Origin of the sequence: Methanobrevibacter smithii ATCC 35061, assembly GCF_000016525.1 — an archaeon.
GTDB classification, from domain to species: Archaea; Methanobacteriota; Methanobacteria; order Methanobacteriales; family Methanobacteriaceae; genus Methanocatella; species Methanocatella smithii.
On record NC_009515.1, the window covers coordinates 1,289,974 to 1,306,938 of the forward strand.

The 16,965-nt window shown below is 30.9% G+C and carries 14 protein-coding genes; 3 read left to right on the top strand and 11 right to left on the bottom strand.

What is annotated here, in order from left to right; all coding sequences use genetic code 11:
- From MSM_RS06495 to MSM_RS06510, 4 genes are read right to left on the bottom strand one after another with little or no spacing between them, the layout of a single operon-like run.
- Complete coding sequence (locus tag MSM_RS06495) at window positions 1-1,257, bottom strand: UbiD family decarboxylase (RefSeq protein WP_011954410.1); 1,257 nt, start codon at window positions 1,255-1,257, stop codon at window positions 1-3.
- Window positions 1,258-1,266: 9 nt separating this feature from the next.
- The gene (gene purE, locus MSM_RS06500; protein WP_011954411.1) at window positions 1,267-2,286 is read right to left on the bottom strand and encodes a 5-(carboxyamino)imidazole ribonucleotide mutase; all 1,020 of its coding nucleotides are present in this window, start codon (window positions 2,284-2,286) and stop codon (window positions 1,267-1,269) included.
- Window positions 2,287-2,346: 60 nt separating this feature from the next.
- Complete coding sequence (locus MSM_RS06505; RefSeq protein ID WP_048058629.1) at window positions 2,347-3,852, bottom strand: glycosyltransferase family 39 protein; 1,506 nt, start codon at window positions 3,850-3,852, stop codon at window positions 2,347-2,349.
- Window positions 3,836-4,264: a GtrA family protein gene (locus tag MSM_RS06510; RefSeq protein ID WP_011954413.1), complete on the bottom strand. Its 429-nt coding sequence runs from the start codon at window positions 4,262-4,264 to the stop codon at window positions 3,836-3,838. The genes MSM_RS06505 and MSM_RS06510 overlap by 17 nt, the downstream gene beginning before the upstream one ends.
- 163 nt (window positions 4,265-4,427) lie before the next feature.
- Between MSM_RS06510 and MSM_RS06515 the strand changes: the two genes are divergently transcribed.
- A complete protein-coding gene (locus MSM_RS06515; protein WP_011954414.1) occupies window positions 4,428-5,354 on the top strand; it encodes a glycosyltransferase family 2 protein in 927 nt (308 codons plus the stop codon).
- A gap of 4 nt (window positions 5,355-5,358) precedes the next feature.
- Here MSM_RS06515 and MSM_RS06520 read toward each other — a convergent pair whose 3' ends face one another.
- Window positions 5,359-6,864, bottom strand: coding sequence for a DUF2142 domain-containing protein (locus tag MSM_RS06520; protein ID WP_011954415.1), 1,506 nt, complete (start codon window positions 6,862-6,864; stop codon window positions 5,359-5,361).
- 15 nt (window positions 6,865-6,879) lie between these two features.
- On the bottom strand, window positions 6,880-9,027 hold the full coding sequence (locus MSM_RS06525; RefSeq protein WP_011954416.1) for a Tex family protein: 2,148 nt from the start codon (window positions 9,025-9,027) through the stop codon (window positions 6,880-6,882).
- Between the two features lie 331 nt (window positions 9,028-9,358).
- Here MSM_RS06525 and MSM_RS06530 point away from each other — a divergent pair, with 331 nt between their 5' ends.
- A complete protein-coding gene (locus tag MSM_RS06530; protein WP_011954417.1) occupies window positions 9,359-9,874 on the top strand; it encodes a nitroreductase family protein in 516 nt (171 codons plus the stop codon).
- Window positions 9,875-9,934: 60 nt separating this feature from the next.
- Entirely contained in the window at window positions 9,935-11,641 is a 1,707-nt protein-coding gene (locus MSM_RS06535) for a glycosyltransferase (protein ID WP_048058630.1), read from the top strand.
- 17 nt (window positions 11,642-11,658) lie between these two features.
- Here MSM_RS06535 and mmp11 read toward each other — a convergent pair whose 3' ends face one another.
- The 5 genes from mmp11 to MSM_RS06560 all read right to left on the bottom strand — a co-directional run bounded on the left by mmp11 (window position 11,659) and on the right by MSM_RS06560 (window position 16,962).
- Window positions 11,659-12,597: a methanogenesis marker protein 11 gene (mmp11, locus tag MSM_RS06540; protein ID WP_011954419.1), complete on the bottom strand. Its 939-nt coding sequence runs from the start codon at window positions 12,595-12,597 to the stop codon at window positions 11,659-11,661.
- 8 nt (window positions 12,598-12,605) lie between these two features.
- The gene (ribH, locus tag MSM_RS06545; RefSeq protein WP_004032619.1) at window positions 12,606-13,022 is read right to left on the bottom strand and encodes a 6,7-dimethyl-8-ribityllumazine synthase; all 417 of its coding nucleotides are present in this window, start codon (window positions 13,020-13,022) and stop codon (window positions 12,606-12,608) included.
- Between the two features lie 154 nt (window positions 13,023-13,176).
- A complete protein-coding gene (locus MSM_RS06550) occupies window positions 13,177-15,486 on the bottom strand; it encodes a glycosyltransferase family 2 protein (RefSeq protein ID WP_011954420.1) in 2,310 nt (769 codons plus the stop codon).
- An 11-nt stretch (window positions 15,487-15,497) separates the two neighbouring features.
- Window positions 15,498-16,508, bottom strand: coding sequence for an isocitrate/isopropylmalate family dehydrogenase (locus MSM_RS06555; protein WP_011954421.1), 1,011 nt, complete (start codon window positions 16,506-16,508; stop codon window positions 15,498-15,500).
- Entirely contained in the window at window positions 16,480-16,962 is a 483-nt protein-coding gene (locus MSM_RS06560; protein WP_011954422.1) for a 3-isopropylmalate dehydratase small subunit, read from the bottom strand. The genes MSM_RS06555 and MSM_RS06560 overlap by 29 nt, the downstream gene beginning before the upstream one ends.
- Between the last annotated feature and the right edge of the window lie 3 nt (window positions 16,963-16,965).

Consider the following 16,965-nt stretch of genomic DNA (forward strand, 5'->3'; position numbering starts at 1 on the left):
TTACTCTCCGAAACTAACTCTTTCAAATTTATCTAGGGTTTTTAAGGATTTGGTGGCATCCAAACCTATTTTTGTTGTTGTACCGTCACTTTCAGCTACCGGGTCAAGGGAAGATCCACGTACATTAGGAACAATCATTAAATCTCTGTCTCCTTTTACACGGGTAGCTATTGCATATTCAATATCCTGTGGGTCAAATACATCTACATCAGTGTCTACAACAACAGCGTGTTTAAGTGAAGGATGTGCAGACAGTGCAGCCATAATTGCATTTTTTCCATCTCCTTCTGTTTGTTTGTTAATGGAAATAGCTGCATGTAACCAGCAACACCCTCCTTCTGTTAAAACAACATTTTCAACAGTTGGAACTGCATTTTTAACAGATTTGAAAATTCTAGGTTCTTGAGGAAGGCCCTGTAATAATTTATGTTCAAATCCGGCAGGAAGGATTCCGTGATAATGGGGATTGTCCTTTTTAATATGCATTTTGCTTAAGTTGATAATTGGCTGGTCACGAATAATGTCATAAGTATCGGTTAAGTCTACAAACGGACCTTCAGCTGAAGTTTCACTTACAGATATTTTACCTTCCAAAATAATGTCTGCTTGAGGAACTTCCAGGTCTCCGCATTTAATCAGGGTCAATTCTCCGTTTTTAAATGCATTGGCCACATCCATTTCATTGTAGTCAATTGGGATTGAAGTAGTACTTGCAAGTAAAATTGCAGGATCCATTCCAATAGCTATTGCAATTTCCAAATCTTTGCCTAATTTTTGAGCTTTTTGGAAATATGTGTAGAGATTTCTTGGAACAATCCTAATAACCAGTCTTTTATCATCTAAAACAAGCATTCTGTGAATTGATGCATTTTGAATACCTGTTTCAGGGTCACGTGCAAATACTACACCTGCAGTAATATACTTTCCACCGTCTCTTTTATAATGTGTTAAAATAGGTATTTTATCTAAATTAGCTTCTGTAGTGTTATAATCTGAAAAATCAGTAAATTTATCTACTTTAATTGGATTATCACTGGCTTCTATGATTTTTTGAGTAATTTCACTTACTTCACAATTAATAGATTTAGCTATTTTTTCTCTTGTATTGCAGATTCCGGAAATAATCGGCAAATCATATCCTTTTACATTTTTTATAATAACAGTGTCTTTAGGATATTTCCTTAGCTCTTTAGCTACTTCAAACTCGCTTGAAAGCTCAGTTGTTATTTCAATAATGTTTTCATCTTTGATATCCATAATTATCCCTTATATGTTGATTTTTTTATTTTTTAATTTTTCTAAAAGCTCTAAAAGAACAGGATTGTTAATAGAAAGTATTTCACCACTTAAAACAGCAGCATTACGACCATTATTAACACCAACAGTAGCTACAGGTACTCCTGGTGGCATATTTACAGTTGAAAGCAGGTAATTATTTCCAAGTTCATTTTCACATGGAACTCCAATAACAGGCTTTTCAGTAAGACCTACAAGACCTCCACTTACCTGGGAAGAGTTGGAATTAATTCCAATAAATATTTTAGCATTTTTCATAGTGTTTACATATGCTCTGAATTTTTTTCCTGATCTAATCGGGCAAATTACTTGCATATCATGAGGTATTTTAAGTCTGTCTAGTGTAACACTTACTTTTTTTCCAGTAATTAAATCAGTATGTCTTCCAACAATAATGACTACCTCAGCATTTTTATTAATGTAGCTTCCATTAAATTCTTCTGTAGTTTCATTTAATTCGAGGTTTTTAATCCTTAAAAAGTCATTGGTAATATGTGGATTGTCTATTTTTTGAACAATTTCTTCATTATTTTTAATGACTTTCTGTTTATATTCTTCTTTTAATTCCAATACTTTTTTGCGTATTTCCTCGTCATAAAGCCCTAGGATTTGTGCAGCTAAAATAGCTCCATTATCTCCCCTATCAATTCCAACAGTAGCTACAGGAGAGGGATAAGGCATTTGAACTGAAGAATATAGTGCATCCAGTCCGCTAACTTTAACATCTACAGGAACTCCAATAACCGGTTTGTGAGTATATGCAGCTATTGCTCCTGGAAGATGAGCAGCTAATCCTGCAATTCCAATAAATACTTTTATACCTGCATTGGTTCCCTGTACAACAAGTTCTCTTACAAGATCAGGTGTTCTATGTGCTGAAGCTATTTTCAAACTATATGGTATTTCAAGTTTTTCCAAAATCTTCATACTTTTTTCAGCGATAGCAATATCTGACCCACTTCCCAGAATTATCATTACTTTTGGTGTCATTTTAAAATACCTTCTAAAAAAATATTAATAATTGATATTTGTTTAATTTTATATTAAAAGTTATTTAATTTCAACTTCATAAGCAGTGTATTTATCTAAGTCTATTGGAAGCTTTTTAAGATTATATGTATCATGATTTAGAGTTATTTCATTATCATAATGTTTATAATTTATGAAAAAGACTTTACTTCCATGAGATATTTCATTTTGAATACCTGGGTCAGCTAAAACATCACTAATCTGATTAGCAGTAGTATTAAAATCTTTATCCTCTGTTACTGTCAGCATAAAATTATGGTCATCTGTCAGATAATAGGAATTCATCTCAAAGTACGGAACAAAAGCATCATAAATAATAAGATTTCCACTACCAAAGGTTTCTTCTAGTGACTGTATTTTATTGCTGTCATTAATTTGGTCGTTAATTTGAGTTTGTGTAAAATTAACACAGCCAACTGAAGCTACAAGTAAGATAATCACGAAAATTGGAATAAATATCTTTTTATTGCTGAAGTTTTTGCCAAGTAAAATACTTACTCCCAACCATAAACATCCTAAAACAGGTATTAAATAACGTGGATGAAAAACAGGTTTGATAATTAAAGATAAGATTATTCCGATAATCGGAACACAAACAGCAATTAAAATCCCGTAGGTGTCTTTTTTATCACTTTTAATTAGTAGAACAATAACTCCAATTAGAAGTAATAATCCTAAAACAGAAAATGCAGCTATCTGATTTGCATTAATAACCTGATTATCCGGTGATAAAACAAACCAGAAATATCCTAAAATCTTATTTAGTGTAATTGGAGCTATCCAGTAACTGCTGCTTACACTTGCAGCCTGTTGTTTTAGAATAATCAGCCATGGTGTAAAACTTAAAATAGCTATAATTGCTGATGTGAAGTATTTTTTAAGCTCATTTTTATTATTTCTAATTAAATCAGCAAGTAAAAATAAATAAATGACAAATGAAGCTACTGCTGAGAAATAATGTGTGTAAGCAGAAGCTATTGTTAGTAAAGTTAAAATTCCCCAGCTTTTCCATGTTGAGTTTTTATTTAAAATATCATAAGCATAAATAAAACTTGCTGTTACAAAGAACAGTCCCCAGCTGTACATTCTTAATTCAACAGCAAAATTCATTAGCTGAGGCATGCTAACTATACAAAAAGCAAATAAACCTGCAGTTAAGTATCCCCAGTTTTTCCTAACTTTCGTTGCTGCTAGTACAAGTATTAAATAAAATGGAAGCAGTGAGGTGAATTTACCTACTATAATCGGATTTATTCCTAAAAAGACTCCGATTTTGTAAAATACTTTAAAAATCAGATAATAAAGTGGAGGGTGGACATCAAGAAAAGCAAAATTAATAAAATCATTAAATGGAGATTTAACCATTCCCAAAGAGTATATTTCATCATACCACATTCCTAATTTTGTAAATCCAATATAGGAAACATAAAGCAATGTAATTATGCTTATTATAAAAAGTATTTTTCCTAATTTGTCTTCTTTATTTAAATTTTTCATAATAATTTCCAACTTAAAGTTTTTTCCCATAAAACATAACTCTACGTGCTGTGAAATTCCAGAACATTACTATAATGGATGCTATAATTTTAGACCAGATGTAGTTTATATTTCCATAGTCTACAAATGCGTATAATAATATTTCAGTAAAAATAAGCCCGATAAAGCTGATTAAAATAAATAAATTGAAATCCAGAACCTTATTATTTCTGTCTGTCTGATTAAATACCCATGAAGTAGACATGTAATAATTAGCCAGCACTGATATAAAAAAAGCAATAGCTGCTGAAATTAAATAATTTTGTCCTAAAAAGTTAATTAATGATAAATAAATAATGAAATCTATTAAAAAAGATGCAGTTCCTACAAATAGGTATCTAAACATTTGTAAGAAAATGTTGTCAGTACTTTTTCTAAATAACTTATTAATTAATTTATCCATAGTTATAATCTTAATTTTAATTATTTAATAAGTTTTAGTTTTAATTTTGTTTACAGTGTCTGTGTTGTTGTAGCTGCTTGTTGTGATGTAGTCACCAGGATTTAACAAATAAAAATTATAATCATAAATAATTAATACTATTAGTCATAAAATCTTTATTATAATGAAAACTGCAGTTTTAATCCCCTGTTATAATGAGGAACTTACAATAAAAAAAGTTATCCTGGATTTTAAAAAAGCCTTACCTAAGGCAGATATTTATGTCTATGATAATAATTCAACAGATAATTCTTATGAAATAGCTAAAGACACAGGAGCTATTGTAAAAAGAGAATATAGACAAGGTAAGGGAAATGTTGTAAGATCCATGTTTAGAGATATTGATGCGGACTGTTATATTTTAGTTGATGGTGATGATACCTATCCTGCTGAGGCATCAAAAGAAATAGAAGAGTTAATTCTATCTAAAAAAGCGGATATGGTAATTGGAGACAGGCTGTCCAGTACTTATTTTGAAGAAAACAAAAGAAGATTTCATAATTCAGGAAATAAACTGGTTAGAAAACTTATAAACACTATTTTTAACAGTGATATTTCAGATATCATGACCGGTATGAGAGGATTTAGCTATGAATTTGTTAAATCATTTCCTATTTCATCTAAAGAATTTGAAATTGAAACTGAAATGACTATTTTTGCACTAAATCATAATTTTTTAATTAAGGAACTGCCAATAGAATATAGGGACAGAATGGATGGCAGTGAATCTAAATTAAATACTTTCAGTGATGGTTATAAGGTTATTAGCTTGCTTTTCGGACTTTTCAGAGATATAAGACCTTTGTTTTTCTTTTCTTTAGTAACGTTAGTTCTTTTAATAATAGCTGGTCTGTACTTTTTCCCGATTTTAATTGATTTTTATAGAACCGGATTTGTGGAAAAGGTTCCTACACTTATTACTGTAGGAGTAGTAGCTATTGTAGCTGTTATTATATTTTTCACAGGTGTTGTTTTGCATGTTATTAGAAAACAGCATGATGAAAACTTTGAACATCATTTAAATTTAATAGCTCAAAATAAAAAAAGGTAAAATGTTAATATTTAACAGCTGTTGTCAGCATTAACATTCCGGAAATAAAACTGATAGCTACAGTCAGCACTAAAAAGCTTAAAGTTTGCTTATCTATTTTTTTATTGCCTATTCCAAATACAAACGGTAAAAATATTAGCAACGGCATGAAGTAACGACTGAATACACCACTTGTTACATTTTCCCCTCCAACTGGAGACCATGTTAAGTATTGGATAGCCATTACACCACTATAAATTAAAATAATTATTAAAAATCCTTTAATACGTGTTTTTAAATTTAAATCTTTGAAATTACAATAAAATACACTAAATAAACAGAAGAATACAAAGTAAAGTCCTGCAAGAAGAGTTGATGAATATTCTCTTACACTATTTGAGAAATAAAAGAATCTGTCAATAACAGTTGGCAGTGCAGTACTGTAGATCTCACCAAATCTTTGAAGTGCAATTAATGGATTGGCCAGTAAGTAATCAATTTGACCACTTGCACTTACATTTCTTTGGATAAAATATTCTCCTCTCCAGGAATTAGCTAGTTGTGTTGTTGCATAGCTGCTCCAAGCAATTCCAATACCTAAAGCAACTAAAATACAAAGTTTAGATATGATATTTTGCTTTTTATCACTAAAATTTGTATTTGGAACCAGAAAAATCAATAAACTTAAAGCCAAGTAAGGGGTTTTAAGCAGTCCGCATAGAATTACAGCTATATAAAATATCCCTAAATCCGTCCAGGTAATTTTAGGTGTTTTATAGAAATATAGAAAATAACTGAATGCAAGAATGGCCAGTGCGCTGAATAATCCATCACAGCTTGTTGATGCGGCTTGATAAATAGCTATTGGAAGTATTGACACTATAAGTAATGGAAACTTAAAGACTGGTGCTTTTTTAATAGCTACTGCAATTATTCCGGCATATAATAATAAATTAAAGAATCTTCCAAGCCATAACATCCAGATTGCATTTAAATCCAGACATTTTGCTAAAAACACTCCAATTCCCTGTGCTAAATAACCATAAAATGGATTTTGAGCAAAAGCGGAGTTGAAATATGATGGAGTATGATCTATTTTATCATCATCTGCATGTGTATTAAATACATTTGCTCCAGCATTATCAAAAAATGTGGTTACACTTGCAATTGTTTTATAACCGTTTGCAGTTGTATTTGGAATTGGCACATAATTGGTTGACAATTCTCCGGTTGAAACTATTTCTGAGCGGACAAAATGTTCAGTTTCATCAGACACATCATAAATCGGTGTCAAAAACAGGCTTATTATACCAAATATTATTATTAGTACCAATGCAACTTTATGTAACTTCTCATTGTTTTTTGTATAGTATACAATAGATAATATTCCTGCTATCAGCAATATACAAAACATAAGCACTTCAAATTCAGGATTTGAAAAGTTTGCCCTATATGTGAAATACAGGCTGAATAAGCTTAATATTAAAGCATATATTCCAATGAAATATTTCTTATTTTCTAATTTAAACATTTTAATAACCTTTATTTATATTAACATTGATAATTGTATTCTATTTCTAGCTAAATCAACATCTAAAACCTTAACATCAACAATATCTCCGACACTTACAATATCCAGAGGGTGCTTTACAAATTTGTCAGCCAGCTGTGAAATATGGACTAATCCGTCCTGATGAACTCCAATATCTACAAAAGCTCCAAAATCAACAATATTTCTAACAGTTCCCTGCATAATCATGCCTTCTTCTAGATCATCTATTGATAAAACATTTTTTCTTAAAACAGGTTTTGGCATGTCTTCACGAGGATCTCTTCCAGGTTTTTTAAGTTCTTTAACAATATCCTGCAGGGTAATAACACCAACGTCTAACTGCTTAGATAATTCATCATAATTCAGGTTATCTAATTTTAAGTTATCTGAACCGATATCTGCCAAACTGTATCCCAATTTATCTAAAAGTTTGACTGCAGCATCGTAAGATTCGGGATGTATTGTAGTGTTGTCTAAAGGATGTTCGGGATTGTCTATTTTTACAAATCCTGCACATTGCTCAAAAGTCTTTTTACCAAGTTTTTTAACATTTAAAAGTTCTTTTCGGTTGTTGAATTTACCGTTTTCTTCTCTATAGCTAATGATATTTTTAGCAGTTGATTTGGTAATTCCGGAAACATAATTAAGTAAGCTAGATGAAGCAGTATTTAAATCAACACCAACTTCATTAACTACTCTTTCAACAACTCCTCCTAAAGACTCATTCAATTGTTTCTGATTCATGTCATGCTGGTACTGACCAACTCCAATAGATTTGGGATCAATTTTAACAAGTTCAGCCAACGGATCCTGCAGTCTTCTGGCTATTGAAACAGCACTGCGTTCACCTTCATTAAAATCAGGAAACTCTTCATCAGCCAGTTTACTTGCAGAATAAACAGATGCGCCAGCTTCATTAACAATGATGTATTCAACAGAAGTGTTTTTAATAATATTAGCCACTATTTCTTCAGATTCCCTTGAAGCAGTTCCATTTCCGATAGCTATTACATCGACATCGTACTTTTTAATTAAATCAAGTACCACTTTTTCAGATTCCTTAACCTTATTTTGAGGTTCAGTTGGATAGATTAGGGATGTTTCTAAAACTTTACCTGTTGAATCAATAACAGCTAATTTACATCCTGTTCTAAAAGCAGGATCCCATCCTAAAATAGTTTTTCCACTTAAGGGGCTTTCCATAAGAAGTTGGCTTAAATTTTTAGCAAAAACTTCAATAGATTTCTCTTCAGCCTTTTTAGTTAAATAACTTCTAATTTCCCGCTCAATAGCCGGTGAAATCAAACGTTTATATGAATCTTCAATAGATTCTGTAATAATTGGGGTGGTATGAGGGTTATATTCAATCATTTCAGGAACTTTGGAGCAGTTTTTAAGTGTGTGTCTTTTAAGGTATTGGATAATGTCGTCTTCTTCAATATCCACTTTTACTTTAATAATGTCTTCATTTTCCGCTCTGTTAATGGCTAATATCCTATGTGGTGGAATTTTAGATAGTTTTTCTGAATAATTAAAATAAATTTCATATCCTGAAGCAGATTCATCTTTATTTTTAGCTTTAGTTTCAATTACTCCATTATAAAAAGTATTCTGTCTGATTTTTTTTCTAAAAGTGGAATTGTCAGAAATAATCTCAGCAATTATGTCTTGCGCTCCTTCAATAGCTTCTTTGGGTGTTTTAACTTCGTCTGTAACATAATTTTCAGCTATTTTGGAAACAGGTTCTTTAACTTCCTGAGCCAAAATAAGACTGGCCAGCGGTTCCAAACCTTTTTGTTTTGCTATTGTTGCACGTGTCCTTTTTTTGCTTTTATAGGGCCTATATAAATCATCAAGTTCCACTAATGTTTCTGCATTAAGAATTTGATTTTTTAAGTTGTCGTCTAACTTTCCTAAGTTGTCAATGCGCTCTATGATTTTGGTTTTTTTATCTTCCAAGTTTCTAAGATATTTAAGCCTTTCATCGAATTTTCTTAAAAGTTCATCATTTAAAGAGCCGGTAACATCCTTTCTGTATCTTGCAATAAATGGAATAGTGTTGCCCTCATCAATTAATCTGATTACTTTGTTTACTTGCCATTGTTCCAGGTTTAATTCTTTTTCGAGTGTTTTAGCTATCATTAAAATTACATTCCTAATATATTACAAGAAATTATCTTTTTTTTAATTAATATAATTTCATCTTTTTTAAAATTGAAATTATAAATTATTGCTAAGAGTATAGCTATTATAAATTTGAGCTTATTTTAAAACTTTATTATATGCTGAAAAGTTGTTGATGTAATAATGATTAAACAAGAAACTCAAGAAAGAGAATTTAGACATCTTAAGTTATTAATGATAATTTTGAAAAGATTGTTATAAGTATGGATGATTTTGATTTTTCACATGATGGAATTAAACATTTAAATATGATTAAGTTTTTAAAAGAATTTATCTAGGATGTGATATTATGGCAGATTTTGAAGAAGTTGTAAATACAAGACGAAGTATTCGTGAATATGACTCAAAAGAAGTTGAGGATGAAAAAATAGAAAAAATTCTTAAAGCAGCTATGCAGGCTCCAGGAAGCAGACTTAAGGCCGAACCATGGGAATTTATTGTAATTAAAAACAGAAAAACCCTTAAAGAAATAGGTGAAATAAAACCTAGAGTCAGGGATGCTCCAGTAGCTATTGTACTTGTAGCCAATATTGAAAGGGCATTTTATAAAACAATGTGGCAGCAGGATATGAGTGCAGCAGCTGAGAATATGCTGCTTGAAGCTTGTAATTTAGGTTTAGGTGGGCTTTGGAATGGAGTGACTCCAGAAGAAGAACGTATGGATAAAATAGCTAAATTAGTAGGCATTGATGATGAAAATCTAAAGGTATTCTGTTTAATTACATTAGGTTATCCAAAAGAAGGTTTAAAAAACGAATTCATGGACAAATTTGATGAGTCAAGAATCCACTATGAAAAATACTAAACATTTATACTATAAATAACATATGTATATAAAGTATTAAATTATTATAGGTGAATTTTATTGTCTTGGCTTGTTGTGCTTCTTGTATTTTTATTGGCTGCATTTAAAACAGAAAAACCTAAGAAATATATGAAGGTTTCTGTTATTATTCCTGCATTTAATGAAGAAGAAACAGTAGCCAATGTGATTAATGTTGTTAAAAAGGTCAAATATGTTGATGAAGTTATTGTAGTCAATGACGGATCAACAGATAACACCGAATCAGAAGCTAAAAGTGCCGGGGCAATTGTAATCAACCATGAAGTAAATAAGGGTAAGGGTGAAGCTCTTACTACAGGTTATAGAAAATCTGAAAGTGATATTATTGCATTTATTGATGCAGATATTCATAATTTAACTTCTAAAAAAGTAGATGCTATGATTAGGCCTATTTTAGAAGGAAGAACGGATATTACCAAAACCAAATTCGCAAGAGAAAGCGGTAGAGTAACAGAGTTAACTGCCAAACCTCTTTTAAACTTTTTTTTCCCGGAAATTTCATTTGAACAGCCTTTAAGCGGACAGTTTGCTGCAAAAAGGTCAGCTTTAAAGAAAATAAATTTTGAAAAGGATTATGGTGTTGATGTTGGTATTGTTATTGATGCTGATGTTTTAGGCATTTCTGTAGAGGAAGTGGATATTGGAGAAATTGAACATGACATGTCTCCATTGTCTGATTTAAATTTAATGGCTAATGAAGTTGTAAGAACAATCATTGACCGTGCTAACAAATATGGCCGTGTTGTAATGATTGATGAAATCGGTTACTTTATTAGAATGTCTATTGTAGGTTTGTCCTTAATTATTTTAGGATTATTTGCAATATTTTTTGTAAAACCAGTTCCTTTAGAGGTAGGAGTTATTGTTTCTATTGTAGGAGTTATAATAGCTATTTGTTATATTATTAAAGTAATTGTAAAATCTGTTGTAATATATAGAAAAGCTCCAACAGGCAATTTAGTTAAATCATTTATTAAGGTTCATTTTCCGCTGATTATTTCAGTTATTATTTTGATTTTGATGATTTCAACATTTATAGGGGCAGCCACTTTTGAAGAGGGCACTATTTCTATTGAACCTAGTTCCAGAAATTTAATTATTTTTGCAGATGATAGCAATAATACAATTTCTGTAAGGGGACCATACACTGTAGACTCTGCAATTGAAAATGAAACAGATGTAATCCGTATGCCAGCAGATAGCTTACAAACATTAGGTATGAATTATGGTGATAGTCTTATTGTAAATGGTGTACCTTACTTGATAAATGATACTCGTAGCGGCGAGGTAGATATATTAAGACTCCCTATTGATGCTAAAAATGCACTTAATCTGGAAGATGGTGATGTCCTGCAGGACAGCCGTTTAGGTCAGATCTTTGAAGGAACAGTAGTTCACCATATTTTCAACAAAGGAAATGCCAGTTTGGTTGAATCATATATTATATCTTCAAAAGGTGGAAATACATATTCTTACGGCATATATTTGGATAATGAATCAATAGCTAATTCAACAGCCATATTTGAAGATAATAATACCTATAGTGTAGGTTTAAATCAGGAAGAAATAGGAACAATTGAATATCAGAATGCTTCATTTACAAATAATACTCAAAGTTTTTATTATGACGGTCATGTAATTGAAATTAGATTTGAAAATAGCACTGCTAATTCAATAAAACATATAACTAACATCAATCAGGGATTTTTCATTAATTTAAATTTATAAAAATAAAAAAAGAAAGTTTATGATTTGTCATAAACTTTTACAGCTTCTTCAACATCATTATAAAGTCCAAGAGCTGCAAGAGCACCAACTTTTCCTTGGTCTCCTGTAACAGCTATTAAATCAATACCTAATTCTTTAGCTGTAGCTTCAGCAGTTTCAATATCCATCATTCCAGACTTGGTAGCTATTGAATACTGTCTTAATTTTTCAGGAATTTCTAATCCTTCTAAAACTGCAATTGCGGTTTTATCAGATAATGTATCTCTTTTAAGAATTTCTACAGTTCTTTTGATTAATTCTTCTTTTTTATCTTCAGGCACTGCAAAAGTTAATGCAATTGAAACGCAATTTTGTGTTTTGTGTGGGTTATGGGGATATAACTGAACAATAATGTGATCCAAATATTCAAATCCTTCATTTTTAAGTTCAACACCTAAATTATGAGCCATTGTCCAGGTAGCACCAGCATCTTTAATATCAGTGTCATCGACACCAATAACTACTTTTTCAAGTTTAGGGGTAACTACTCTGGCTCTTCCTACTTTAGAACCTCCCCCTTCTTCAAGAAGTTCAATGTATTTAACACCTTCGCCCATTCCTCTACACATTCCAGCACCTACACCAGCTCCAGCAAGGCCTGCATGAGTTACTTTGACTTCATCTCCATCAACAATAATCTCATCAATTCCTGCTGCATTAAAACTAGCTTTTAAATCAAGTGGAGCACAACCTATATGGCATGAATAAACATGTTTGTTTCCATCTCTGTATGCAGAATCAATTAAATCACTGTTGTTTTTGTATTGGTAAAGTAACCAGTGTGATCCTGAAATACAAGGGTGGAATTCAACGATTTCGACTTTATCTCCATCTACCATTGTCAATACTTTTTGGTAGGGTGCAATCCAGGGGTCATTAAATTTTTCTTTTAACTGATCAGGTTTTAGAATTTCCATGTAATCATCTAAATTTCGTTTAATCTATCGCACATTTTAATAGCTGCTTCAACAGCTCTTTTACCGTAATCTACACGTTTGTGTGCATCTAATCTTGTCATACCTGGTCCGCTGATTCCTAAAGCTACTGGTTTTTCGTATTCTAAGGATAAGTCAGCTATTTTACGGGATGCATGCTGTGCTACAATTTGGTCGTGGTCTGTAGCTCCTTCAATTACTGCTCCAAGAGTGATTACTGCATCAATTTCATCTTTTTCAAGTAATTTTTTAATAGCTAATGCCATATCAAATACTCCAGGAACGGTTACTACCTGTGTAATTTCACAGTCTCTGGATTTAGCTTCTTCTTTAGCTAAACCTAACATCATCTGAGTTATGTCATAATTAAATTCAGCGACTACTGCGCCTATATTATATTTTGCCATTTTTAAGTCCTCCAATTAGATAACCATTAACATAAAACTTGCAACACCACTTAATACCATAATTAAGATGATAAAAAGTGCAGCTGCTCTTTTTTTATCGATTTTCATATTATTTTCCTCATTTAGATAATATTATAATTTAAGATTTTTATTATTATTTAAATTTTCTTTTAATTTTTCTTAACTTTTCAGTAGCCTTCCAACTATTTGAATTTAATATTTGGGAATTAATATTTTCTAATTCACTGATTTTATTTTCATATTCACTGTCTTTTCTAAACTCTTCTTGGCATACATCAATTAATTCGGATATTTTTTGGGTTAATTGTATTAGTCTTTGATGATAGTACTCTTCTGGATTAATGTCATTATTCAAAACATTATTTTCAATATTTAGTTTGTCTTTTACAATATTTTCAATGGCTGTTTTTCCAGAATCAATATTATTTAATTTGGATTTGTAATCAATATCTAAGTTGTCCATTACACTTTCAGATTCACAAACTCCCCAAATTGAACTTCCACTGCCTTTATAGTCGGAGATTTTTGAAGGCAGATAGGGATTAATTTTAAAATTGCCTTTTTGGCTGTCTTCAACAAGCAAAACATCAAATTTTGTTGTAAGGTTTAAAAATTCTAAAAAATCAACTGAAGGGTTTAAAATAGTTTTTTCATATATTTTTGAACTTAATACCTGTTGAAATAGAGTTATAGATGATGTAAATATGTGTAAACGAATTTTATTTCTTATATTTTCATTTAAACTATCAAATGCATTTATAAAGTCTTCAAAATGTCTATTGCTGTATATATCCCCGAAATATGCTAAATTTAAATAGTTATTGTCTATATTATAGCTACTTTTAAAAGCATAGTAATATTTCATATCTAATGTGGGATGGGAGCTAATTTTAGCTTTTTTATTAACAATATCTTTAACATCATAGGGATTGGTGCTAATCATAACCTCTTTCTGATTTTTATTGGTAAAGATTATCTCATCACACAATAAAAAGGTTAAATACTCACAAATGCAGTTTATATCATCATTAACTGATAAATTCAGATTTAATTTTTCATTAATTCTTCCAATGTAGTCTTCATCTTCAATAGCTACACTTAATTTGTCTTTTCCGAAGGCGTAAATTAATGGATCTGAAAATTCTGCACGCCAATAGGTTTCAGGATGGGCTAATTTATATTCAATCGCTAAAAAATGTGAATGGACAAAATTGGCTCTACTGTAAATTTTATCATAGACTTCTGCATTGTCTAAAGCAGCCATTGATTTTTTTACAAAGTTTTTAATATTTTCCCAGCCAGTGGAAAAATTGCTTTCAATTACTATTTTATTTATTAAAAATTGATTAACAATATTTTCAAGTGTAAAATCTTTATCCAATTCATCCAGACTTCCACAAATAACATCTACATTTTTTTTCTCAGTTAAAATTCTTTTAGCTACTGTATTGCTTGTTGCAGTGTTTGTTGGGCTAAAAGCATAAGATATTATTAATTCTCTTTTAGGATTATCTAATTTGGAGATATCTTCATTTAAATATTTAAATGGGAAAAAATCAAAGTTATAACTATTTATATCTTCCAATACTTTTTTATAATCCTCAGGATGTTTTTCCAAGTATTGATTTATTTTAAAAACTTGTCCTCCAGTTAATGTTTTTAAAAAACTGGTGACTTCTATTTTTTTAGCTCTTTTTAAATTCTTATTAATTTCATTAATTACTTTTAAACGGTCTGTAACATTAAAATCATAAGATAAAGGCATTCTTGAAATAGAATTATCTCTTAGCAGACGATAATAATTGGCACCTTGGTTTTTATCAATTATGTAAAATTCAAAGTCATAATCTACATAAAGTTGAATATAATAGGCGATATCAACACCATTTTTTAAATCAGGATTAAAAGAGTATTTTTTTACAATATCAGTTGGAACTAATTTGTCTGTTGTAATTGTAAGCATTTCTCTTAAATTATCATAAGGATTTTTGAATAATCCTGATTTTTCTAATTTGGGAGTTAAATAAGAGTCTCTGACTTCACCGCTATTTTGATCAACATCATAAAAAGTTCCAATAACTATACGGTCTTTTTTAGCATATTCATACATTTTTTCAAAGTAATTATAGCTGATGTAGTCATCATCATCAATAAAAATAGTGTACTCTTTATTTATAAGTTCAATTCCATGATTTCGAGCATTAGATACTCCGGGGTCACTATAAGTTAAAATAATATTGATTTGAGGATTTTCCTCCTGGTATTTTTTAATAATGTCTGGTGTTGAATCTAATTCTCCGTTAACAATAAAAACAGCTTCAAAAAGATTTGGATTAATGGTTTGGTTAATTAAAGAATCCAATAATTTAGAAATAAACGCTTCTCCCTTGTATGTTGGGATAATGGCACTTATGCCTTTTTCTAAATTAGATTCTTTAATCATATGATTTCCTCTTATAATGCATTTTTAACAGCTTGTGCTACTTCCATGGTAGTTGCACTGCCGCCTAAATCACCAGTTAAGGTTTTACCTTCACTTAATACTTTTAAAATAGCAGCATCAAATTTGTCAGCAGCATCATTTTCACCAAGGTATCTAAGCATCATAATTGCTGAGAGCATCATAGCTATTGGATTTGCTTTTTGCTGACCTGCAATATCCGGTGCTGAACCATGAACAGGTTCAAATAAAGCACCATCTGCTCCAATATTTGCTGATGGAATTAAACCAAGTCCGCCAACAAGTCCTGCACCTTCATCAGATAAAATATCTCCAAATAAATTGGTAGTTACAACAACCTGGAATTCCTGAGGCTGTGTTACAAGATACATTGCTGTTGCATCAACGTAAAAGTCTTCAGTATCAATATCCGGATATTTTTCGCCGACTTCGTAGAATATTTTTTTAAATAATCCGTCGGTTTTTTTAAGAACATTAGCTTTGTGAACTGCAGTAACTTTAGTTCTGTTGTTGTCCTTTGCATATTGAAAAGCATAATCAATAATACGTTCTTCAGCTTCTCTTGTAATAACACGTTTAGCTATTGCACCATCTTCGGTTTCTTCTTCCTGGTCTGCAATGTATAATCCTTCTGTATTTTCCCTTACAATCATAAAGTCAACATTTTCAAATAATGATTTGGTGTTAGGATAAGATTTGACAGGTCTTAAATTAGCAAACATTTTCATTTCCTGACGGATTTTTACAATAACATCTGCTGCAGTTTCTCCGGCAGCTCCAAATAAACATGCATCAGAATCCCTTACAATATCGATAGTTTCCTGAGGAAGAGGTGTTCCATGTTCTTCATTGCATTCGTCACCTGCTATACCATAAATATAATCAAAATCAACATCTAATTCGTCTAAAACAGAGATTGTTGCTTCCATAACTTCTTTACCTATTCCATCACCTGGAATAACAGCTATCTGATATTTATTGTCTTTTTTGTTTGAGGTACTCAATTAAACCACCTTTTTCTAATATTTCTAACATAAATGGAGGTAATTTTTTAAATGTAATTGTTTCTCCATTTTCGGATGTTATAGTTCCTTTATCCATGTCTACTTCTATTTCTTCTCCATTTTCTACAAGTTTACTTATACCTGGAGCTTCAAGAAGTGGAACTCCAACATTTGTAGCATTTCTGTAAAAGATTCTTGCAAATGATTCAGCTATTACTGCAGCTACTCCAACACCTTTTAAAGCTATTGGGGCATGTTCTCTGGAAGATCCGCATCCAAAGTTTTTGCCAGCTACAATAAAGTCACCTTTTTTGCATTTTTCATTAAATTTATCATCTAATCCTTCCATACAGTGTTGGGATAATCTTTCTTCATCTGTATAAATTAAATATCTTCCTGGAAGGATAATGTCAGTATCAATATCGTCTCCGAATTTCCAAACAGTTCCTTTCATATT